The organism is Salinisphaera sp. T31B1, from assembly GCF_040361275.1.
Taxonomy (GTDB): Bacteria; Pseudomonadota; Gammaproteobacteria; order Nevskiales; family Salinisphaeraceae; genus Salinisphaera.
This window is the reverse complement of sequence record NZ_APNH01000005.1, coordinates 263,964-286,662: the sequence shown is the minus strand read 5'-3', so window position 1 is coordinate 286,662 and position 22,699 is coordinate 263,964. Positions and strand designations below refer to the sequence as shown.

At 59.8% G+C, this 22,699-nt stretch carries 17 protein-coding genes and 1 pseudogene; all 18 read left to right on the top strand.

All coding sequences use genetic code 11. The features are described from left to right. Positions 1-99 precede the first annotated feature (99 nt). The 18 genes and pseudogenes from T31B1_RS18030 (at position 100) to T31B1_RS17945 (ending at position 22,585) form a co-directional block, all read left to right on the top strand. Complete coding sequence (locus tag T31B1_RS18030; protein WP_502951037.1) at positions 100-621, top strand: hypothetical protein; 522 nt, start codon at positions 100-102, stop codon at positions 619-621. A gap of 56 nt (positions 622-677) precedes the next feature. Further along, a pseudogene (locus tag T31B1_RS18025) lies at positions 678-3,107 on the top strand (heavy metal translocating P-type ATPase). 563 nt (positions 3,108-3,670) lie between these two features. After that, positions 3,671-5,056, top strand: coding sequence for a TolC family protein (locus T31B1_RS18020; RefSeq protein ID WP_353250928.1), 1,386 nt, complete (start codon positions 3,671-3,673; stop codon positions 5,054-5,056). A 235-nt stretch (positions 5,057-5,291) separates the two neighbouring features. Further along, the gene (locus T31B1_RS18015; RefSeq protein WP_353250927.1) at positions 5,292-6,701 is read left to right on the top strand and encodes an efflux RND transporter periplasmic adaptor subunit; all 1,410 of its coding nucleotides are present in this window, start codon (positions 5,292-5,294) and stop codon (positions 6,699-6,701) included. Next, positions 6,698-9,829, top strand: coding sequence for an efflux RND transporter permease subunit (locus T31B1_RS18010; RefSeq protein ID WP_353250926.1), 3,132 nt, complete (start codon positions 6,698-6,700; stop codon positions 9,827-9,829). The genes T31B1_RS18015 and T31B1_RS18010 overlap by 4 nt, the downstream gene beginning before the upstream one ends. A gap of 61 nt (positions 9,830-9,890) precedes the next feature. Further along, positions 9,891-10,127, top strand: a complete 237-nt coding sequence (locus T31B1_RS18005; protein ID WP_353250925.1) for a hypothetical protein — start codon at positions 9,891-9,893, stop codon at positions 10,125-10,127. Beyond that, on the top strand, positions 10,124-11,722 hold the full coding sequence (locus T31B1_RS18000) for a multicopper oxidase family protein (protein WP_353250924.1): 1,599 nt from the start codon (positions 10,124-10,126) through the stop codon (positions 11,720-11,722). The genes T31B1_RS18005 and T31B1_RS18000 overlap by 4 nt, the downstream gene beginning before the upstream one ends. 617 nt (positions 11,723-12,339) lie before the next feature. Further along, positions 12,340-12,780, top strand: coding sequence for a DUF411 domain-containing protein (locus tag T31B1_RS17995; protein ID WP_353250923.1), 441 nt, complete (start codon positions 12,340-12,342; stop codon positions 12,778-12,780). 31 nt (positions 12,781-12,811) lie between these two features. Then, complete coding sequence (locus tag T31B1_RS17990; RefSeq protein WP_353250922.1) at positions 12,812-13,138, top strand: hypothetical protein; 327 nt, start codon at positions 12,812-12,814, stop codon at positions 13,136-13,138. Positions 13,139-13,151: 13 nt separating this feature from the next. Next, positions 13,152-13,442, top strand: coding sequence for a hypothetical protein (locus tag T31B1_RS17985; RefSeq protein WP_353250921.1), 291 nt, complete (start codon positions 13,152-13,154; stop codon positions 13,440-13,442). Between the two features lie 80 nt (positions 13,443-13,522). Next, complete coding sequence (locus T31B1_RS17980; protein WP_353250920.1) at positions 13,523-14,158, top strand: peroxiredoxin; 636 nt, start codon at positions 13,523-13,525, stop codon at positions 14,156-14,158. A 387-nt stretch (positions 14,159-14,545) separates the two neighbouring features. Then, entirely contained in the window at positions 14,546-15,382 is an 837-nt protein-coding gene (locus tag T31B1_RS17975) for a TVP38/TMEM64 family protein (protein WP_353250919.1), read from the top strand. Then, positions 15,379-16,548, top strand: a complete 1,170-nt coding sequence (locus T31B1_RS17970; RefSeq protein WP_353250918.1) for a protein-disulfide reductase DsbD family protein — start codon at positions 15,379-15,381, stop codon at positions 16,546-16,548. The genes T31B1_RS17975 and T31B1_RS17970 overlap by 4 nt, the downstream gene beginning before the upstream one ends. A 4-nt stretch (positions 16,549-16,552) precedes the next feature. After that, positions 16,553-17,170, top strand: a complete 618-nt coding sequence (locus T31B1_RS17965) for a protein-disulfide reductase DsbD domain-containing protein (protein ID WP_353250917.1) — start codon at positions 16,553-16,555, stop codon at positions 17,168-17,170. A 560-nt stretch (positions 17,171-17,730) separates the two neighbouring features. Next, positions 17,731-18,297 carry a UbiA family prenyltransferase gene (locus tag T31B1_RS17960; protein WP_353250916.1) on the top strand — a complete coding sequence of 189 codons (567 nt, stop codon included), beginning with the start codon at positions 17,731-17,733 and terminating at the stop codon, positions 18,295-18,297. An 860-nt stretch (positions 18,298-19,157) separates the two neighbouring features. Next, complete coding sequence (locus T31B1_RS17955) at positions 19,158-19,823, top strand: c-type cytochrome (RefSeq protein ID WP_353250915.1); 666 nt, start codon at positions 19,158-19,160, stop codon at positions 19,821-19,823. Between the two features lie 34 nt (positions 19,824-19,857). Then, entirely contained in the window at positions 19,858-21,783 is a 1,926-nt protein-coding gene (locus T31B1_RS17950; RefSeq protein ID WP_353250914.1) for a copper resistance system multicopper oxidase, read from the top strand. Beyond that, positions 21,776-22,585, top strand: a complete 810-nt coding sequence (locus T31B1_RS17945; protein WP_353250913.1) for a copper resistance protein B — start codon at positions 21,776-21,778, stop codon at positions 22,583-22,585. The genes T31B1_RS17950 and T31B1_RS17945 overlap by 8 nt, the downstream gene beginning before the upstream one ends. Positions 22,586-22,699: the final 114 nt, after the last annotated feature.

Genomic DNA, 22,699 nt, shown 5'->3' with positions numbered 1-22,699 from the left:
GCAGGCCTGGGTCTGCTCGGTTTCGTGGAGCCGTGCTCGGTCGGCAGCCACCTCCTCTTTTTGAAATTTCTGGACCGGCTCCCGGAGCGCCAGCGTGTTTTGCAGACGCTGGTGTTTGCTGCGGTGCGTGGCTCATTGATGGCCGGGCTGGGTGTCCCCGCCGCTGTGATCGGGGCACGCTTTCTGGGCATTTGGCATGGTCTGTGGGTCGTTCTGGGCAGCGCCTATATCGTGCTGGGGCTGGTCTATCTGGCCGGCGGCGCGTCCTGGATGATTCGCCAGACTAACCGCCTGCTGCCCCAGGTCTCGACTGGTACGGGCAGTATCGCGCTGGGCGCCGTATTCGGATTGAATATCCCGGCCTGCGCCGGGCCGCTGCTGGCCGTGCTGCTGGGCAGCTCCGCTGCGCAGGCGGCCGCCGGTGGCGGCATGGTCTACGGCGCCTCGACCTTGCTGGTGTTCGGTCTGGCCCTGTCCAGCCCGCTGGTGTTCGCGGTTTTTACCCCGCGTGGACGCCGGATGCTCAATTGGGTCGCCCGGCTGGCCTCGCGCATGCCGCGCGTCACCGGCGCCGTGCTGGTGCTACTCGGCTTTTGGTCCATCTCATTAGCATTTTATTAGTCACAGGATTTGAGCGCTATCAAAACGCGATCCGGTAATCCGCAGGAGCAAGCGCTATGAACAACGCAACAGCCACCCCAGACGGTCTCACTCCCTGGAGTGAAGAAGCCACCGGCGACACGGGCATCCGCCGTGTGCGTGCCCATATTGGCGGACTGCACTGCTCGCTATGCACCGGCACTATCGAACAGGCACTGGGCGCCAAGCCGGGCGTGCAACGGGTCGCCGCGAGTCTGACCCATGAGCAGGCGCTAGTCGAGTTCGACAATAGACAGACCAGCGCGCAAGACCTGATGCGCACGCTCCAGCAGATCGGCTATACGTTGAGCGATCCGCGCAAGGTCGAACCGTTTGAGCGCCAGGAAGCCGCACTGGCGGTCGAGCGCAACCGCTTCGTCGCAGCCCTGGCCGTGAGTCTGGCGGCGGTCGGCCTGATTGTCGATTTCAGTAGCGCCTGGACGCTGGCGCTGTCGGCGCTCGTCTACGTCAGCCTGGTCGGTTTTGGATACGCGGTGTTGCGCGGCGCCGGCCCGATGACCGCGTTGACGGGCAACGGCGCGCTGGCCGCGGGCGGGCTGGCACTGTTCGCGCTGCGATTAAGCGGCGTGATCGCGGGATTCGAAGCGCTGCTGGTCGCCGCGCTGGCGGTGGCCATGGTGTTCGGGCTGGCGCGGCATATGGGGATGATGGCCTTTCAGTCGCTGCGGCGCGGTATTCTCAATCAGCACGTATTGGTCGAAATTGGCGCCTTCGCGGGCCTCGCCGGCGGTGCGATCGGCCTGATCCTGCGCCCGGAAGGCTACCCCACGGCGGCGTTTTTCGCGGTGTCCGTGATGGTGCTGACCTATCATCTGTTCTCCGAATGGCTGTCGTTGATCGTCAAGACGCGCAGCGCGCAGTCGGTCAAGCGGTTACTCGATCTGCAGCCGGACACCGCGCACGTGGTGACCGACACGGGCGAACAGGATAGGGCAGTCGAGCAGGTCACCGTCGGCATGCAGGTGCGCGTGCGGCCGGGCGAACGAATTCCTGTCGACGGCGAGATCGTCGGCGGCGCTTCGGACGTGGACGAATCGCTGATTACCGGGGAGCCCTTGCCGGTGGAAAAATCTGAAGGTCATGAAGTCGTCGGCGGCGCCATCAACGGCAGCGGCACGCTGCTGGTCCGGGTCACCGCGGTCGGTGACGAAAGCTTTCTGCACCAGGTGATCAGCAGCGTGGAAGATGCGCGGGCGCTCAAGCCCGGCTTGCTGCATATCGTCGACCGCGTGCTGCAGGTCTATACGCCCACCGTGTTGACGATCTCGATCCTCGCCTTTCTGGGCTGGACGCTGGCGCCGCTGTTGTCCGGCGCCGATCCCGATTTCCAGCGGGCCGTGTTTGCCGCGTTGACGGTTCTGGTGATGGGCTATCCCTGCGCGGTCGGCATCTCTGCGCCGCTGTCGATTGTGCGCGGCGCGGGCGAGGCGGCCGACAAGGGCGTATTGATGCGCACCGGCGAGGCCTTCCAGGCCCTGCGCAAGATCACGACCGTGGTGTTCGACAAGACCGGCACGCTGACCGAAGGCCGGCCCGCGGTGCGCCAGATCGAGTGCGCAACGTCCGATCAGAGCGAGGACGATCTGCTCTCACTCGCCGCCGCCGTCTAGGCCGCCTCCGAGCATCCACTGGGCCGGGCCGTGGTAGAAGCGGCGCTGGCGCGCGGCCTGGACTTTCCTGACGTAGAGGATTTTCAGGCCGAGTCAGGGCGCGGGGTGACCGCGCGTGTGAACGGCGCCGATATTCTCGTGGGCAGCCCGGTATTTCTGAACTCGACCGGGGTTGAACTCGTCGCCTTGATGCAAAGCATCGAAGCATCGGAACAAGCCGGCCATACCGTGATTGGGGTCGCCCGCGGCGGCCAGTTGCTCGGTGCCATCGCGCTCGGTGATGCGCTGCGCGCCGATACCGTCGAAACGGTGACCCGGCTGCGCGCATTGGGCATTCGCACGGCGATGCTCACCGGCGATAATGAACGCACGGCCCGACATATCGCCGAGCGCGCCGGGATCGACGATGTTCATGCCGGGATACTGCCGGCCGACAAGGCTGAGGTGTTGCGTACGATGCAACAGGACGCGCGGGTCGCCATGGTCGGCGATGGCATCAACGACGCCCCGGCCCTGATGCAGGCCGATGTCGGCATTGCCATGGGCAGCGGCACCGATATCGCCATCGACGCGGCCGACATCATTCTCCTCAACGGCCAGGTCGGCGCCGTGATCACCGCCTGGCAGATCAGCCGCTGGGGCTATCGCAAGATGCTGCAGAACGTCGGCCTCGCGTTTGCCTTCAACGGCATCGGTATCCCGCTCGCCGCCACCGGACTCATCTACTCGGTCTGGGCGATGGTCGCCATGGCGGCCAGCGTGACCGCCATCTTCGTCAATTCTCTGTGGCAGCGGCCGTCGATGTTTTTTGATGCTGTGGCGAGTGTGGCTGAATAAGCAAGGGGCCTGACAAGCTCATGTGGCGACGGCCATGACGTCAACAAGACAAAGGCTCGGTTTCAAGTGACTATCCAAATCAAGCACTTGACTCCGTACTGCTGTACGGGCTTATCATTCTTTGATATTAATTCTTGGCTGACGTCGTCCTTGAAATCGTCCCTCGTCTATCTACTGCTGCTGTTGCTACTTCCGGTGTATGCGCCGTTGGCGATGAGCAGCGTTGACACGACCGATTCCAAAGTTCGGGCAAGCCCGATGTCTTCGACCGCAACCATTGCCTTGCAAAACAACACGGCCGAAAACACTGCGCTGGAGTGCTCAGACGATTCCACTTGCCAGGCCCCGTGCGCCTCGGGATGCGTAGCGCTGACAAGCCACGTGGGCGCGCTCGTCCCGGCGAGCCCGCGGGATCATTCCGGGCTCGCCCCGCGTCCGACCTCGCCGCTCACTGCACATGGTGCCGGCCTGCTCCGACCACCGAGGTTGTTTCAAAGCTAAATCGCATGATCGCAGGGTGCGCTCTCGATTGCGCCCTGCTCCCCTAGCTTTGGAGATCAATCATGGCCATCGGCCCCCTGGCACAGGTGTTGCCTGTGCCTGCAAGCGTGCGCGCGCAGTTGCGGCGAGCGCTATTCATAAACTCGTTGCTGCTACTGGCAATCGTACTGGTTATCAGTTCCAACGCGGCTTCGGCCCAGAATGCCCTACCGGAGAGCTCACGCCTTGCCGTCGAGCCGCTTGTCGCATCGGTATTGCAACAGAACGCCGGCATACACGCTCTTCGGGCGGCGGTCGATGCCGCCGAGGCGCGAGTGAAACCGGCCGGGTCGTTACCGGATCCACAGCTGTCAGTGGCCGTCGCGCCGGAAACCCTCGACGGTCTCGACACGCCAGCGGGTCGCACGCGCGGACCGAATGCACGATTCGAGATCTCTCAGGAAATACCCTGGCCCGGAACCCTGGGCTTACGGGCCGACGCGGCGCGCAAGAACGCACAAGCCGCTAGCCAGAGCGTTGCTTCTTTGCGGCTGCGGCTGGCGGCCGCTACCCGTGTGCTTTATGCCGATTGGCGTTATGTACATCGTGCACTGGAGATCAACAAGGCCAATCAAAAGCTCGTCGGGGATCTGTACGACGTGGCCGAGAGCCGTTATGCGGCTGGGCTGGGCGAGCAACAGGACGTTCTGCAGGCCGCCGTGCAGCGCCAACGCCTCAAACATCAGGCGATACAATTTCAACGCCTGCAGCGTGATGTGCGGGCCAAGATCAACCGTCTGCTCACGCGCTCTCCCAACGCCACGATCGCTGCGCCCTCTGCACTGCCTTTACTGGGCCCGTTGGTGAAATTCGACGCGCTGCGCCAGCAGGCGATTGCCTCGCACCCCGAGCTTGTGAAGATCGAACGACAGATTGCCGCACGCAAGGATCGCGAAGCGCTCGCGCACAAGGCCTTCTATCCCGACTTAAAGGTATTCGGCGGTTACAACAGCCTGTGGGATGCCAGGGAAAAACGCTGGGTGGTCGGTGTAGGCGTGAGTTTGCCCCTGGATCGAAGCAAGTACCGGGCCGGGCTCGATGAAGCCCAGGCTCGGATCATGCAGAGCGAGTTCGAGCTCCAAGACCAACGCGCCGAACTGCTCAGCGAATTGGAGCAGGCCTACGCAGCGGCCGAGGAAGCCAGACACACGATCGCGCTCTACGAAAAACAACTGACCCCGCTCGCACGGGCCAACCTGAGCGCAGCACGCGCGACCTACGGCGCCGGCAACGGCTCTTTTGCCGATGTAATGAGCGCGGAAGAAAAACAGCTTGATATCGATCTGAATCTCGAACGGGCCCGTGCTGACTATTTCGCCGCACGGGCACAGCTGGCGCGGTGGTCCGGGTCGCGGATGGACAGGACGTCTGCTGATACCGGCTTCAATCTCGACATGTTCTTCCAATGAAGGCGGTGACGGCAAAGCACGCCACTCAGGCCTTGATAGTGCTGGAAACGGCGTTTGTTACTGCGCCGAAACACAGCGCGCGCAGCCGCCACGGGCCAGCTCGAGAGCGCATGCCAGAAGCGTACAAATCAAGCGCCGCTACCTGCATAACAAGCCTGCGCGACCCACACATCATCCGGCCGCGCCAGCGCGGCGGCATCTCCGCATGGGCCCCACACAACAGAACACATACGCCATGAAAAGATACGCCTGGTTTTTCGTAATACTCGTTGTATTGGCGCTTGCAACGCTGGTCGGCTACGGCATCGGCGTGCGCAGCGGGCAAATGTCTGGCTCGATGGCGTCCAACGACTCGGCGTCGAACGAGCGCGAGGTGTTGTACTGGAAAGCCCCGATGGATGCGAACTTTCGGCGCGACAAGCCCGGTAAGTCACCCATGGGTATGGACCTGGTACCGGTCTACGCGAACGAAAATGAAAATGGAGAATCCAGCGACGTCAGGATAAATCCTGCGGTTGTGAATAATCTCGGTGTCCGTACGGCAGAAGTCAAACAAGGTTCACTTTCCAATCGCCTCGAAGCCGTCGGCTATGTCACCTATGACGAGGACACCATCACCAGCATCAATACGCGTGCCGACGGCTGGGTGGAAAAACTGGCGGTCAAGACTGTCGGCAGCGCCGTTGAGCCCGGCGAGATGTTGTACGAGCTGTTCTCGCCCAAACTCGAGACCGCACAGCGCGAATACCAGACCGCCCTGACGAGTGGCAGTCAGTCATTGATCAGTGCGTCACGCCAGCGGATGCGCTCACTCGGCTTCACGACCGAGCAGATTGAGCAGACCCGGCGCGGCCAGAAAGTCAGCGACCGGGTGTCTCGGCGTTCACCAACGGCTGGCGTCGTAGTTGAGCTGAATATCCGTGAAGGCGCGTACGTGCAGCCGGCCACTCAGGTCATGAAGCTGGCCGATCTCAGCAAGGTCTGGGTGCAGGTCGAAATGGATGAGGGTAGCGCGGCGCTGATAGAAAAAGGACAGACGGCGATCGCAAAGTTCGAGGCGTTTCCCGACCGGCAGTGGGAGGGCACGGTCGACTATATCTACCCGACGGTCGACGAAAAAACACGGACAGTGAAGGTGCGGGTGCGCTTCGAGAATCCGGATCGCAAGCTGCAGCCCAACATGTACTCGCACGTGACGATCAAGACGGCACCGCAGAAAAATGCGGTATTCATTCCGCAGATGGCGCTGATTCGTACTGGTCAGAGTCAGCGCGTGGTTGTCTCGCGCGGTGACGGTCGTTTCGATGTATGCCCGGTCGAGGCCGGTACGAGTTCCGGCGACCGGGTTGAAATTCTCGCAGGCCTGCGAGCCGGCCAGCACGTCGTTACCTCGGCCCAGTTCATGCTCGACTCCGAAGCCAATGTCGACGCAGCCGCGCTACGGCTTGGCACCGACAAACCCGGCTGCGCGGCCGAACCTACGTCGACGGAAGCGAGCATGTCGACCATGTCGATGGCGAACCCCGGTACCGCGACACCCGAAACAGCCGAGAAAATGCCGTCTGCGATGCCTGGCAATGATATGCCCGATATGGATATGGGCGGCGCAATGCAACCCGAGCAAGACAAGGCAGCACAGCCATGATCACGGCCATCATCCGTTGGTCACTGACCAATCGCGCCTTCGTCCTTTTAGGACTGGCACTCACCGTCGTCGCCGGTCTGTATACCCTGCAGAGAACGCCGGTGGACGCGATCCCCGACCTGTCGGACGTTCAGGTCATTGTCAAAACGTCATACCCTGGCCAGGCGCCACAGGTGGTACAGGATCAGGTCACTTACCCGCTGGAAACGGCGATGCTGGCGGTGCCCGGGGCGACCGTGGTGCGTGGCTATTCTTTTTTTGGCGACTCGTTCGTCTACATCATTTTCGAGGAAGGCACGGATCTCTACTGGGCACGATCCAGAGTCCTTGAATACCTGAACCAAGTCGCCCCTAGCCTACCTGCCGAGGCCAATCCAAGCCTCGGGCCGGATGCCACGGGGGTCGGATGGGTCTACGAGTACGCGCTGGTGGACAAGACCGGTCAACACGATCTTGCCGAGCTGACCAGTATTCAGGACTGGTTTCTGAAGTATCAGTTGCAGACTGTTTCCGGCGTCGCCGAGGTGGCGACCGCTGGCGGCATGGTGCGCCAGTACCAGGTCGTGGTGAATCCCGACAAGCTGCGCGCCTACGGCATCACGCTTAAGCGGGTCAAATCAGCGATCCAGAACGCGAATCAAGAGACCGGCGGCGCCGTGGTGGAGTTGGCCGAAGCCGAATACATGGTCCGGGCCAGCGGTTATCTACAGAACATCAAGGATCTGCTGCAAGTGCCCTTGATGACAGACGACAAAGGCACGCCGGTACAGGTCAAGGATGTCGCGGAGGTTCGCCATGGGCCACAGATCCGGCGCGGTATCACCGAACTCAACGGTCAGGGCGAAGTCGTGGGCGGTGTCATCGTCATGCGGTCGGGCGAAAACGCACAGGAAGTCATCGACGGCGTAAAGACCAAGCTGGCTGCGTTGAAGAGCGGCCTGCCGCCCGGCGTTGAGATCGTGCCCACCTATGACCGCTCGGAATTGATCGACAAAGCCATCGAGAATCTACGCGGCAAGCTGATTGAAGAATTCCTGGTGGTCGCACTGATCTGCGGATTGTTCCTGTTTCATCTGCGTTCGGCGTTGGTGGCCATTGTCAGCTTGCCGGTTGGCATTTTGATGGCGTTCATCGTCATGCACATGCAGGGACTCAACGCGAACATCATGTCGCTGGGCGGCATCGCGATTGCAATCGGCGCGATGGTGGACGGGGCCATCGTGATGATCGAAAACCTGCACAAACACATGGAGCGCGAAACTGTAACCAAGGAAAACCGATGGCGGATCGTGGCCAACGCCACCATCGAAGTCGGCCCGCCCCTGTTCTTTGCTCTGGTGATTATTGCAGTGTCATTCCTGCCGGTGTTTACGCTGACAGGACAGGCCGGCCGTATGTTCGCGCCGCTGGCCTATACCAAAACCTATGCGATGGCGGCAGCCGCGATTCTTGCGATCACGCTTGTGCCGGTGCTGATGGGCTATTTCATTCGCGGCCGTATCATGCCCGAACACCGTAATCCGGTGAACCGACTTCTGACCGCTATCTACCGGCCGGCCATCAACACGGTGATGCGTTATCCCTGGCCCGTTCTGATCGCGGGAGTGGTCGTCATAGCGGCCAGCATCTGGCCCGCGAACCAGCTGGGTTCCGAGTTCATGCCGCCGCTGGACGAAGGCGATCTCATGTACATGCCTTCGGCGCGACCGGGCATCTCAGCCGACAAAGCACGCCAGACACTGCAGCAGACCAACAAGCTGATCATGAGCGTACCGGAGGTCGAGTCCGTATTCGGCAAGATGGGACGCGCCAGAACCGCCACCGACCCGGCCCCATTGGCGATGGTCGAGTCGATTATCCAGTTCAAACCCGAGTCAGAATGGCGGCCTGGGATCACCAAGGCCGATATACGCAGGGAACTCGAGGAGCGTGTTCATCTGCCCGGCCTGACCAACGCCTGGGTGATGCCGATCAAGACACGAATCGATATGCTGTCCACGGGCATAAAAACCCCGATCGGCATCAAGGTCGGCGGCCCGAACCTGAATGAGATCGAGAAAATTGGTAAACGACTGGAGCAACTGCTGCCCAAGGTCGAAGGCACCATGTCGGTCTATGCCGAGCGCGTTGCCGGGGGGCGCTATATCAAGGCGGATATCGATCGAGGTCGAGCTGCCCGTCTGGGTCTAAATATCAATGATGTACAGAACGTCATCCGCACGGCCATCGGCGGGATGAATATCACGGAAACCGTCGAGGGCCTGGAACGCTATCCGGTTAACCTGCGATATCCGCGTGACTGGCGCAATTCGGTGGACAGCCTGCGCCAATTGCCGATCGTCACGGCCCGCGGCGGTCATGTGAGGCTCGGCGATGTCGCCGATGTCTATATCGAAGATGGGCCGCCCATGATCAAGAGCGAAGCCGCACAGCTGACGGGCTGGACCTATGTCGATATTGCCGATCGGGACGTGGGCTCATATGTGGCCGAAGCCCAAAAGGTCGTGGCCGACCAGATCCAGCTCCCACCTGGATATTCACTGACCTGGTCGGGTCAATACGAATATATGCAAAAGGCGCGGAAGAGCCTGGCATTGGTGATCCCCGTCACGGTTGCCCTGATCGCCCTGCTGCTCTATATGGCATTTCGTAGCGTCGCCCAGACCCTGATTATCCTGGGCACGCTGCCGATGGCGCTGGCCGGCGGCATCTGGCTGCTTTATTGGCTCGGTTACAACATGTCGGTCGCGGTCGCGGTTGGGTTCATCGCTCTGGCAGGCGTCACGACAGAAATCGGCGTGGTGCTGCTTGTGTACCTGAACCTGTCTGTAGGTCTTTACCTAGAACGCTGCACGGCCGACTCCAGAGAAATCTCTTTCAACGGCGTGCGTGATGCCGTACGCGACGGTGCCCTGCAACGCCTGCGTCCGATTTCCATGACGGTCGCTGCGATTGTCGCCGGTTTATTGCCGGTTATGTTCGGCCACGGCACCGGCTCGGAAGTCATGCGCCGCGTGGCCGCACCCATGATCGGCGGCATGCTCAGCTCACTGGTGCTCACCATGCTGGTCATGCCCGCCTTGTATCTGCTGTGGGAATGGCCCCGCCTCAGGCGGAGAAATCATTGACACGCCGCCCAATCGCCTACGAATAGCATCGATAAACTCAGATGAACCGCGAGAAAATACAATGAGATACGTCACGACAATCGTTCTGAGCCTGCTCATTGCCTTGTTCGGGGTCGCCCACGCAGCCGAAGGCGATGGGTCCGGCCAGATGGGCGCCGGCGGCATGATGAGCGGCTCGATGATGCAAGGCGGTATGCTGGGCGGGCCAATGATGGTCGCCTGCATGCTGTTCGCGGTGTTGCTGCTCGCCTTGCTGGTGCTTGCCATCATGGCGCTGGTCAAGTACCTGCGCAAATGAGCACGTCGCACACCACGCCCATTGACCGCGGGCGCCGGATTCTAGTGCGTGGCCTCGGGAGCCTCGCGGGGGTCACGGTGGTCTCGCCGACCCTCCTGTTGACCGCCTGCAATGATAAGACGGCGGCTGATGAAAACGGCAATGGCAGTGCATACCACGGCATCACAGATGGCCGGTTCAGCGTCGACATGCGCCTGCGCGCGCATCCCGATACGGTGTCGATCTTGTCCGGGTCGCCCAGCGAAGTCTGGCGCTATACCGCTAACCGGCTGAGCGGCCCGGAGGATACGCTCACGCCCCTGGGCGACGGCTATTGTGGGCCGGTCATCCGGCTGCGGCGCGGCCAGCGTGTACGGATGCGATTGGAAAACCGGCTACCCGAGGACACCACTGTGCATTGGCACGGCCTACACGTACCGCCGGATGTCGATGGCCAACCGCGCCTGCCAATCGGACCTGGCGCGGCCATGACCGTGGCATTCAACGTGGTCGATCGTGCAGGACTGTACTGGTATCACCCGCATCCGCATGGGCCCGACGGCGGCCGCGTGGGCTTTCAAAGCTATGCCGGGCTGGCCGGGCCGTTGATTATCGAGGACGACACCGAGCGTGCGCTAGGCCTACCGGCCGGCGATCAGGAAATGATTCTCTTGTTGCAGGATCGCAGTTTCGCCGGCGACAACGAGCTGACCTATCTGGATGGCGGCATGGGATCGATGATGACGCGCATGCGCGGCTTCCTCGGGGATCAGGTTTTGGTCAACGGCCGGCCGCCTGAAACCAGAGACGTTGGCACTAGGCCCTATCGCCTGCGCATTCTCAACGGCTCCAATTCCCGTATCTACAAGCTGGCCTGGAGCGACGACCGGCCGGTCACCGTGATCGGCACCGGCGGCGGCTTGCTGGCCGCGCCAGAACAGCGTCCGTTCGTCACCCTGGCCCCCGCCCAGCGTATCGACCTGTGGGTCGATCTATCGACGACCGAACCCGGCAAAGCGCTACGCTTGGTTAGCGACAGCTATAGAGCCGGAATGATGGGCGGCATGGGCGGCATGATGAGCGACATGGCGCTACCTGCCGGCGCACGCTTCGATGTGCTCACTCTCAGCGTCACGCGCCGCGAGCGCGGCGGAGCGCCGCTACCCAAGCGCCTGGCCGACGCTCTGCAACTACCGACCGTGGACCAAGACACCCGGGTGCGCCGCTTCGAACTGGGCGTGGTCATGATGCGCGGCTTTGCCATCAACGGGCGCCAATTTCGAGGCGCGACGGTGGCCGACGACGAAACCGTAACCCTCGGCGATACCGAAATCTGGGAGTTCGTCAACAACACGATGATGCCGCATCCCATGCACGTGCACGGCCTGCAGTTTGCGGTGATCGGACGCAAGCAGGTCGGCAGTCGCCGTGGTTGGTCCGGGCTCGCGGCCGGTTTGGTCGACGCAGGGCTGCACGACACCATACTCGTACTGCCGGGCGAACACCTACGAATTGCGTTGACCTTTACCGATTTCGATGGTCTGTATCTCTATCACTGCCACAATATGGAACACGAGGACAACGGCATGATGCGCTACTACAGGGTGCGAGCATGAATAGGGCCTTTTCAACAAAAAAAACTCCCAACTCTGTACCCGACTTCAGTCTTGTAAAGCACAAAACATACGCTTATATTCAACTTGTGAAGAAGATTATCGCCAATTTCCTTATGATATTTGTCGTGGTCGGCAGCGTGTTGTCGAGCCCGGCGATTATGGCGTCTTCCATGCACTCGGCTGTCCAGACCGCGCCCGCCGCCGTCGACGCCTGTGCGCTGTGTCAGTCCGATGCGTCGGACCAGTCCCAAGCGGCACCAGGCACACCAACCACTTGTGCTGCCTCTGCCTGTGCAATGTTTGCCAGCGTGGACAGTGCGAGATTACAGAGTGTCCAGCCTATCTCCGCGACACGTGTTTCTTCGGTCTGCGTTCACCGCGGACGACTGCTCGACGGTCCCGAGCCCTTCCCTCCGCGTCACTGCAACGCTTGATCCGGTGGGCCTCTAGCCCATCACTGTCCGGATTTCCTGACGAGCATACTTGGTACTGCTGTGCGCGCGTAACGCATCGGCAGTCTCCGTTCGCCACGACCTGAAAGGCGATCGTGCAAACCCGTGCTCTCACCGAACTTATCCGGATACGCATCAGTTCAAGTGACATGGAGTCATATCACAATGAAAAATCATCTCAACCGCGCCATCGCGACGCTGTCGCTGTGGGTTCTGGTATCGGTCTTTGCCGGTGTCGCTTCGTCCGCACCGGTTACAGCAACGCTGTATCACAACCCCGGCTGTATGTGCTGCGAGAAATACGCGGACTATCTAAATGAAAACGGCTTCGATGTGAAGGTTGTCGACAGCGACGACATGGCAAGCACCAACCGTGAACACGGCGTGCCGCCAAATCTCGCCTCCTGCCACACCATGATGGTTGGCGACTATGTGGTAGTCGGCCACGTGCCTGCCGAAGTGGTCAGGGAGCTGCTGAACGAACAGCCGGATATTCGCGGTATTTCATTGCCCGGCATGCCCATGGGCTCCCCGGGCATGGGCGGCGAGAAAGCATCGCCGTTCGTGATCCGCACCCTGAATGACGATGTCTACACCACCTACTAACCCGCAGCTTGATCGATAACAAGGAGAATCAATGATGAAAAGCTCGAACTCCGACGCATCGTCGTCGCAGCAGGAATCGCATCAAACCGGACAGCGCTGGCTTGAGCCGCGAAGCATGATCGTTGGCGGCATCGCCGTCGCAGCGATTGGCCTGATCTTCAACTGGAACTGGATCGTGGCCGTCGGGGTCGCACCCCTGCTATTCACCCTGCCCTGCATGATCATGATGGGTTGGATGATGTGGAGTATGCGGCCACGGCAATCCACTGAAGACCAACCGTCTATGACGACTAAGACAGAAGAAAGGTCGCAGACGCAAACCGATGAACATAGTTCTAATCGCATTACTCATGTTTAAACGGACCACATCCATGAAAAAATTTATCTACACCGTCATCGCAGGCACTCTAATAGCTGCGAGCCTGACATCGACGGCAACCGCGCAACAGGAATTTGTTGAATCTCAATTGACCAACGACAAACCGATGGATTCCAGCATGTCTCAACAGCATGGAATGAAAATGATGAGTCAGCCCCACATGAAGAAGATGATGCTCCACATGAAGGACATGCTGGCGAGCTGCGACACGATGATGCAACAACGGTCTGCGCCCGATAGTGCATCGAACGCCTATAAATCTCTACGTCCCGACGGCGCTTAACAAGAACCGTAGCAACTTCTGAAACAGTCCTCTCCGGGGGACTGTATCGATCTTCTAGAACAATTTCATAGGTAGCAATAATGAGTTTACATTTAGGCGACGACTCTCCCGATTTCAGCGCCGATACCACGGAAGGCAAGATCAATTTTCATGATTGGCTGGGCGACAGCTGGGGTGTGCTGTTCTCGCACCCGGCGGATTTCACCCCGGTGTGCACCACCGAACTGGGCGAAACCGGCCGTCTCAAGGACGAGTTCGCCAAGCGCAACACGAAAGTCATCGTGGTGTCGGTGGACTCGGTGGAGGACCACAAGCGCTGGTCGGCGGATATCGAGGAAACCCAGGGCTGCGCGGTGAACTTCCCGATCATCGGCGACACGGATCGCAAGGTCGCCGAGCTCTACGACATGATTCACCCCAACGCGGGTGATACGTCGACGGTGCGTAGCGTGTTCGTGATCGACCCGAACAAGAAGGTGCGCATGACGCTGACCTACCCGAAGAGCGCGGGCCGCAACTTCCGCGAAATCCTGCGGGTGATCGACTCCATGCAGTTGACCGACAACTACAAGGTCACCACCCCGGCCAACTGGGAAGACGGCGACGACGTGATCGTGTCGCCGGCGCTGTCCAATGAAGAGGCCGAGAAGCTGTTCCCGGCCGGCTGGAACGAGCTCAAGCCCTATCTGCGCATGACTAAGCAGCCGAATAAATAGCGAGCCGGTAACGCATTAGAGCAAAAGCGTCGGGGGTAGAAGCCAGGGCCGTACCCCCGACGCGGGCCATGCCGAAGCCATTCCGAGTCCAATGGAACACCTTTCAAGCAGGTACCTACGCGTGCATAGCCAGATGGTTGCCACATACGCACGTCTGTCGAAGACATATGATGCGAGGCGGGCGTGCAGCACCGAGGCTACCCCGCTCAAAACCATTGCGTGTTTGTCGCTTGCCACCGACGATCGATTGCTCGATATCGGTTTTGGCGATGCCACCTCGAGAATCGAGACTTACAAAACCAACGGCCTATGGGTTCGCATGAGCGCCCAATATACCCATGCTTCCGCTAGGTTGCACATGGCAAGTCATCGCCGGGGAAGACAACCATGGCAATGACCGCTGGCATGCTGTGGGCTTGTACGGCGTTGGCTGCGATCGGATCGATGTTTCTGATCGTTGCGCTCCGAGCATCGCTGGAAAATACAAAAAGACGCGGGTCGACAAACAGTCTTCGGTTGGCAGTAACGGTGATGCTGACCGCCAGTCTGCTCTGGATCGATATCGTGATTTTGTGGTGCCTTGTCGAATACGGGTTGCTGGGTATCGATTTCAGCACCATGGGCTTGCGCGTCCTGATGGAGCAAGCCGGCCTCTGGGCGCCGCTCGCGTCCGTTGGTCTGATGGCTGCCCATTCGTTCCTGCCTTTCCCAGCCGAGATAATCGCGGTCGCCAACGGCATCGTGTTCGGGCCATGGATCGGCGTCGTGGTGACCTGGCTCGGCGCCATGCTCGGCGCGACCCTGAGCTACGAGGTGGCGCGCGGCCTCGGGCCGGCCGCACGAGAGCGTTTCGTCCCGTCGCGCTACCGGACCCGACTCGACGCATTCTCAATAAATATCGGGATTGCGCCCCTGCTGGTATCGCGCATGCTACCCATCGTTTCATTCAACTTGATCAACTATGCGGCCGGATTAGCCGGTGTGCCACGCTTAACTTTCCTTTGGACGACTGGCCTCGGCATATTGCCGTTGACCGTCCTCAGCGTTGTACTGGGAAGTCAGGCGCTTGAATTGCCCGTATATGCCTGGATTCTCGCAAGTGTTGCTCTAGTCGTTATCTTTGCGGCAGTCCACATGGCTACGCGATTGCGTGCGCGCGGCCACGAGACGGGACGATCGGCGGCCGCCGTGCGGGGCCGCTCACCCGGACAATCCACGCGATGACGATCTCGACGAATCTATTGTTGGCCACGGTTGCCGGCGTGCTGCTCAACCTCACGCCTTGTGTGCTTCCCGCGCTGCCAATCAAACTGCGCAGCATAGGGCGCGTTGTCGGCAACGGCAGGCGCGAGCGTCTGCTCGCCGGCGTCGCTTTGCTTGCCGGTACGTTGACTTTTTTCGGCGCGCTCGCCCTGGCTACTGCATGGTTGAACTGGACTTGGGGCACTCTGTTCCAGGCAGTATGGTTCCGGGCAGCACTGGCCGCCGTGCTTGCAGGGCTCGGTGTGTATAGCCTCGCCGGACGCGGATTCCAGCCGCCTCAATGGGCTTATCGGGTGCAAGGCGCAGGCTACGCCGAACCCTATCTGGCCGGCTTGTTGGCGGCGATACTGTCCACCCCCTGCACCGGCCCGTTTCTGGGCGGCGTCATGGCTTTCGCACTGACCCAAGCACCCAGCACGATCTTCGCTCTGTTCATAGCAGTTGGCGTGGGGTTGGCTCTGCCCTATCTGCTTCTGCTGGCACGGCCAGGGCTTATCGTACGTGTGCCGCGCAGTGGCCCGTGGTTGTCACGCGTGCAACAGGTTATGGGCCTCGTTCTACTGGCGGGCGCGACCTTCTTCGCGACCACCGTAGGGCCAGAGCGATTTGGAATGCTGCTGTGGAGTGGCTGGCTTGGCGTTCTGACGTTCTGGTTGTTGCGTGCGTTATGGATTGGTCCGGGGTTCGGCGCGCGTTTGGTACCCGCCGTGGTGCTTGCGACGCTCGCCACGGCCTCCCTCGCCATCCAATTCACTCAGGCTGGAACAGCGGGCGACCGCCTGGCGTGGCGACCGCTGACCGGATCTGAACTAGTCGCTGCGCGTACCGCAGGCGATCCGGTACTGATTGAATTCACTGCCGATTGGTGCATCAACTGCAAAGTCCTGGAGCAGACCGTGTATGCCAGCGACACCATCGTGAAATCGGCACAGGCCAAGAACATCCGCTTGCTTAGAGCTGATCTCACGCGTCCGGACGCGCGACTCGACGCCTACCTGCGTTCGTTCGGAGGGGCCGGTCTTCCATTTGCCGTCGTCTTGAGAGCCGACGGCTCGATTCATCGTCGTTTGCCAGACTTATTCACTGTAAGCACGCTTAAAGCAGCCATCGAAACGAGCACCGATTGAAATCATGGCAGATCGCAAAGACCTCATCACCCACTGGCTCATACCCCTGTTGGGCGCAATAGTCGTAGGCGGCTATTTTCTCTATTGGCAGTGGCCATCGCAATCAAACGTGTTTGATCCCGGCGCCAGCGACAGTGTTCCCGCATCGGCAGACGCCCTTTCGAGTACTGAGATCGCAGATCTATATTCGCAAGAGAGTACGGCTACCGACGCCGTAGTGGGTGACCAGTTGCCCTCGAGATCAAAGCGCCTTTCAAGCGCGAGCTTCGTTCAACTTCATGCATCGCGCGAGGCGGGCCACGTTCGTGTCGAACTCATTATCGACGACCAATGGCACATCAACGCGAACCCAGCCTCATACGATTTTCTTATCCCTACGGAGGTCCATATCACTGCCGACGGTACCCAATTGCCGATCACTATGGATTATCCGGTGGGAGATCAGATATCAGTCGGCTTGGATGAGCCCATTCATGTTTATTCTGGTCGAACCGATCTCGTCGCGAGCCTGCCAGAGCGAAGCAGCGATGGGCCTTTGGAGATCAAGGCGCAAGTACAAGCATGCAATGATTCAGGCCTATGCCTGCCACCCTCGATGCTTTCTACCGAAGTACTGCCGTGACTCTTACGATCATTGTGGGCGCACGCCTTGAAAAATCTTGAGATAGGCTCTATTTTCTGATTATGCGTGGCTTCGCCGTAATCATTCTCTTAATCGTCGCTGTAGCGGCACAGGCTATGGCGCCAGATGCCACGCATGCCCATGCGGCTAATCCGCACGACAATGCGCTGGCACATGCCTCCTCTGCTGCGCCATCCGCCTCGGCCTCAAAGCATCCTGTGGGCACCGAGCAAACTACTTCCCACGACCGCTGCGCGACAGTCGGTCATTGCACAGCAAGCGCCATCGGCGCGGAGTATTTTGTGTACGAAGCGGCGCGCATGCGCGCTTCGAGAACCGCCACTCGAGTTCGCAATGAACCCGAAAGCGGCTTCGCTTTCCCTCCATACCGCCCCCCTTCTCCGACGCTATAAACAGCCGTTGAGGTACGTCTGTACCCGCCACGGCTCACCTCAGTTTTAGCGATGGGCGAGATAGACCGCCTCAATCGGTTTTGTCTCACTTTTCTGAAACAGAAGCCGCGCCGCTAAATCCAGAGCGCCTGGATCGACGCACCCATCGTGTCTCATAGCGAAACGTTCATCATGAAACGAAATTCAAGACATTGGATGTCTTATAACGGAGATTGGAACATGTACTATTTAAAGAGAAATTCCCTGTTCAATACGCTGATAGGAGCTGCCGCGATGGCTCTGGTTAGTGTGACCGCAACAGCAGCCCAGACAAATACCGGCGGAGCGATGTCGACGGACAGTAGCAGGTCCGGAGAACGGCTCAGCGATCAGGGAATGAACCCCCACCGCGACGCACACAGCGAAGCCGTTGGAAGCGATACCCATGCCGAGGGTCTAGAACCAGGCGCCGGTTCGGTCGACAGTGCAACAAAAGGCCATCCCATGAGTGACCACGGCATGGCGCATGTGCGGGGAGAGACGGAGGGCACAATGGGCTCTGACGACTTCGACGGCAACAATGACCGGCCAGATCCCCAAAGCTTATCCGTTGATAGTGCGGCCAATGGGGATAAAAGCAGTAATTACGGAATGGAGGCGACCAAACCTTACTCGGATAACGTAAATGTCGACCCTCAGTCGCACATGCACGCTGGCCCGCATCCGGAGAAGTAATCCACTATTGAGAGAGGCCCACCGGCCTGCATAGACAGATCGGGGCACCGTAAATGCCCCGATCTCTTTTAGTAGTCAGTCGCAAACTCGAGCAGGTGCCCACCGGGCCGCGGAGTTTCAACTCGTTGCGACCAAGCTAAGTACTCAGGGTTTCAGCGCGAGTGCGTTAGCCAGTCCGAAATAGAGTTCAATTTGATCTGCTCTCTTTCTGGCTCGTATCTCATCGTTGGTGATGAATCTTCCCATAAGTGACTATCGGTCCAGTTCGCGGGGCAATGAAATATATTGTGAGGCGTGCAATTTTCTGCTAATTTTGAACAAGATGCGTGCATTCCTTATCACACTTCTTTTGCTCCAAGCACTGGTTGCTCAAGCCGGTGTACCGGGAATTTCTTGCCTACACACCAGCGGTAATACGTCCACAGACGTCACCACCGCAACGCATCTCCACGCGCAGACGGACGCGCATTCAAGTGCCAATGGGCATATGAACGATGAATCCCCCACCCACGAACGTTGCTGTTGCACGTTCATGGGTCATTGTTCATCGAGTGCCATCGATAGTCATTCACCGGGCGATGCGCAGCCAGCTCCCACTGCGCCCTTGGTGAGCCGTATTGTCGATTCTGTCGCGCGCGGCTTCTACAGTCCCCCGTACCGCCCCCCGTCTCTGACCGTATAGCTGAACATACGCGGTGCACCTGTTGCACCGACTATTTGGTTAACGGTGGTGAAAGCGCATTGCGTTCGCTTGCCTGAAGTCTAAGTCGAATCGTCGGAATTCCAGTTTTTCGGCCCTGAACGACGGCTTCGAGGACAGCGTTCCTGCATGAGCGTCACCGTTTGACGGAGACAAAATAATGAAAGTCTGGAAGACAGTCTTGGCAACCCTGGTTGTCAGCGGGCTGGTCATCGGTTTGGCGGCTGCGGGCGTGGTCTATTCGGGCGCTTACAACGTTGGCGCCAACGCCAAACACTGGCCGATTACACACTGGGTCCTCACCGCGGCGGTCCACCACTCCGTGGAACAGCACGCGGCGGATATCAAAGCGCCTGAGTTGGGTAGTGAACAGCAATTGCTTGCCGGCGCAGCTAATTTCGACGCGATGTGCAGCGGTTGTCATGAACCGCCGGGCGCGAAGCCCTCGGTTGCTGCACAAGGTATGTATCCCCGCCCACCCAACTTGGCTCATGCCGGCAAAGAGATGTCGCCGGGCGAGATTTACTGGGTCATCAAGAACGGCATCAAGGCATCTGGCATGCCCGCTTGGGGTGCGTCGCACGGCGACGAGGAAATGTGGGCGATGACCGCTTTTATTCAGCAGCTGCCCGACATGTCAAAAACCGACTACGACCGCCTATTGATGACAGCCAAGGCCGACGGCATAGGGCACCACGACGGAGAAAGTCACGAAGACGGACACGGCGAAGCGGGTCACGACGACGGCGACGAGCATGCCGACGGCGGGCACAACGAAAACCCGTCCCAATCCGATTCTCACGACGATGCGCACGCGCACGGATGAACGGCATCAACAAATCAATTCAGGAACGAACACCATGAATAGACACTCTCACGACAGTGATCGAAGACGCTTGCTGCGCGCCATGGGCGCGACCGGCCTGCTGGCCGGTTTTAATGCCCTCCTTCCTGCCTATGCTCGAAGCAGCATCGGCGGTTCCCATCTAAACGCCGCTGCGGCGCAAGTCCCGGGTGGGAAGCCACGTGATGTCGTGATGGATTTCCATGTGCGTCGCGAAACCATCGATATCGCCGGCGGCCGCGCATCAGCCATCACACTCAACCATTTGACACCGGGCCCGATCCTCGAACTATGGGAGGGCAAGAACGCGCACCTGAGGGTCCACAACCATCTTGACGAATCCACCTCCATTCATTGGCACGGCATCCTGTTGCCCTTCCAGATGGACGGCGTACCCGGCGTCGCCTTCCCTGGCATAGACCCGGGCGATACTTTCGAGGTGGACTTCCCGGTCCGCCAGGCCGGTACCTATTGGTATCACAGCCATTCCGGCCTTCAGGAACAGGTCGGGCAGACCGGTCCTACCGTCATCCACTCGGCTGAAGACGATGGCATAAATGCCGACCGTGAATACGTGATCGTTCTCAACGACTGGACCTTCGAGGACCCCCATCGGCTGCTCGCCAAGCTCAAGGAAATGAGCGACTACTACAACTTCAGCGAGCGAACGGTCGGCGACCTGATGGAGGACGTCTCAAAGTCGGGTGTACAGGCTGCACTGCGTGACCGTCTTGCCTGGGGCAACATGCGCATGAGCCCGCGCGATATTGCCGACGTTACCGGCTATACCTACAGCTACCTGATGAACGGCATGCACCCTGAGTCCAACTGGACCGGCTTGTTCACCCCTGGTGAGCGCATTCGTCTGCGCGTAATCAACGCCTCCTCAATGACCTATTTCAACGTCCGCCTGCCGGGCCTGGCGATGACGGTGGTCGCGGCAGACGGCAAAGAAATCCAACCGGTCGAAACCGACGAGTTCCAGATAGGCGTGGCTGAGACGTTCGACGTGGTCGTTCAGCCCAAGGCGGATCAGGCGTACACGATCATGGCCGAAACCATGGATCGCAGCGGCTATGCCCGCGGCACGCTGGCTCCGCGTGCCGGCATGATGGCACCTGTGCCCGCTCTGCGCGAGCAGCCACAGCGCACCATGGTCGATATGGGCATGGATATGAGCAAAATGGACATGGGCGGCATGAAAATGGGCGGTGGCTCCATGGGCCACGGCTCGATGAAGCAGATGGACATGTCCGGTAGCAGCCAAGGCCCGGCCGGCATGTCACATAAAGACCACGACATGGGCGGTTCCAAGATGTCGGGAAAGATGGCTCACGGCACCGGCGCTATGGCGGGCAGCATGGGCACTGGCGCGATGATGGAGCAGTCGGGACCGATCATCGCCAGGCATGGCCCGGATCATCACGGCCCGGGCAATCTGACGGTGGCCAATGTCGAGCGTTATCGGCTCGGGGAACGCGGCACCGGCCTGGAGGATGTAAACCACCGGGTTCTCACCTACAGCCAACTGCGCAACGTCGTGCCGATGCAGGACCGCCGCGACCCGTCCAGAACCATTGAAGTTCATCTAACAGGCAATATGGACCGCTACATGTGGTCGTTCGATGGCGTGAAGTACTCGAACGCCACGCCGATCGAGTTTCCCTACGGCGAACGCATCCGACTGATTCTCGTCAACGACACGATGATGGAACACCCGATCCATCTGCACGGCATGTTCATGGAGCTTGAGAACAAGCAGGACGATTATCTGCCCTTCAAGCACACCATCAGCGTAATGCCCGGCTCTCGAGTATCGCTGCTGATCACCGCCGACGAACCGGGCCGGTGGGCCTTTCACTGCCATCTGCTCTACCACATGGAAATGGGCATGTTCCGCGTCGTGCGCGTGAGTGATCAATCGGGAGATAAGAATGCTTAACAATTATTTACTTCGTAGCGGCGGTAGCCTTTTGCTTTTTCTGGCGTCAGTCAGTGCCGTTCAGGCCGCCTCCAATGGCAAGTCGGATTTGGACTCTGTAGTGCCGGCAGGCCCGATGGATTCCGCCAGCGGTGCCCCGGTGGCCTGGTCCAAGCCGATCAACGATCAGAAACTGCATAAGTTCGTGCAAATCGACCGTCTCGAATATGGAGATCCGGAAGGTCCGAATAACTATCTCTGGGATGCGCAGGGATGGGTCGGTGGCGACTTCAACAAGCTCTGGCTCAAGACCGAGGGCGAAGGGCCGATCAGCGGCGGCTCGCCTGAATCCACGGAATTTCAGGCCTTGTACAACCGAATGATCAGTCCGTTCTGGGGCGCTCAGGTCGGTCTGCGTTACGACGTCAACCCTAATCCGGACCGTGGTTTTGCAGTCATCGGCCTGCAGGGGCTCGCGCCCTACTGGTTCGAATCCGATACCGCGTTGTTCGTCAGCGAAGACGGCGACGTGAGCTTTCGTGGCGAGTTCGAGTACGAATTGCTGCTCACCCAGCGCTTGATCCTGCAACCCCGGCTGGAAATCAACGCCTCGGCACGCGACACACCTGAATATGGCTTAGGAAGAGGCCTGAACAACACCGAGATGGGTGTACGCCTACGCTACGAAATCCGGCGCGAATTTGCGCCTTATATCGGCGTGCGCTGGGAACAAAAATACGGTGATACCAAGGACATCGCACGTGCGGAAGGCGAATCGACATCGTCGACCGCTTTCGTGGTCGGCGTCCGCGCCTGGTACTAGCCGGTGCTATGAGCGGGCGTCGATCCGGAATTGGATCGACGCCCGCTCCCTGTTCGACACGGTAAACAAGCCCGACATGGGCACATCGTTATGACTGGCTGTTCAACGACAGAA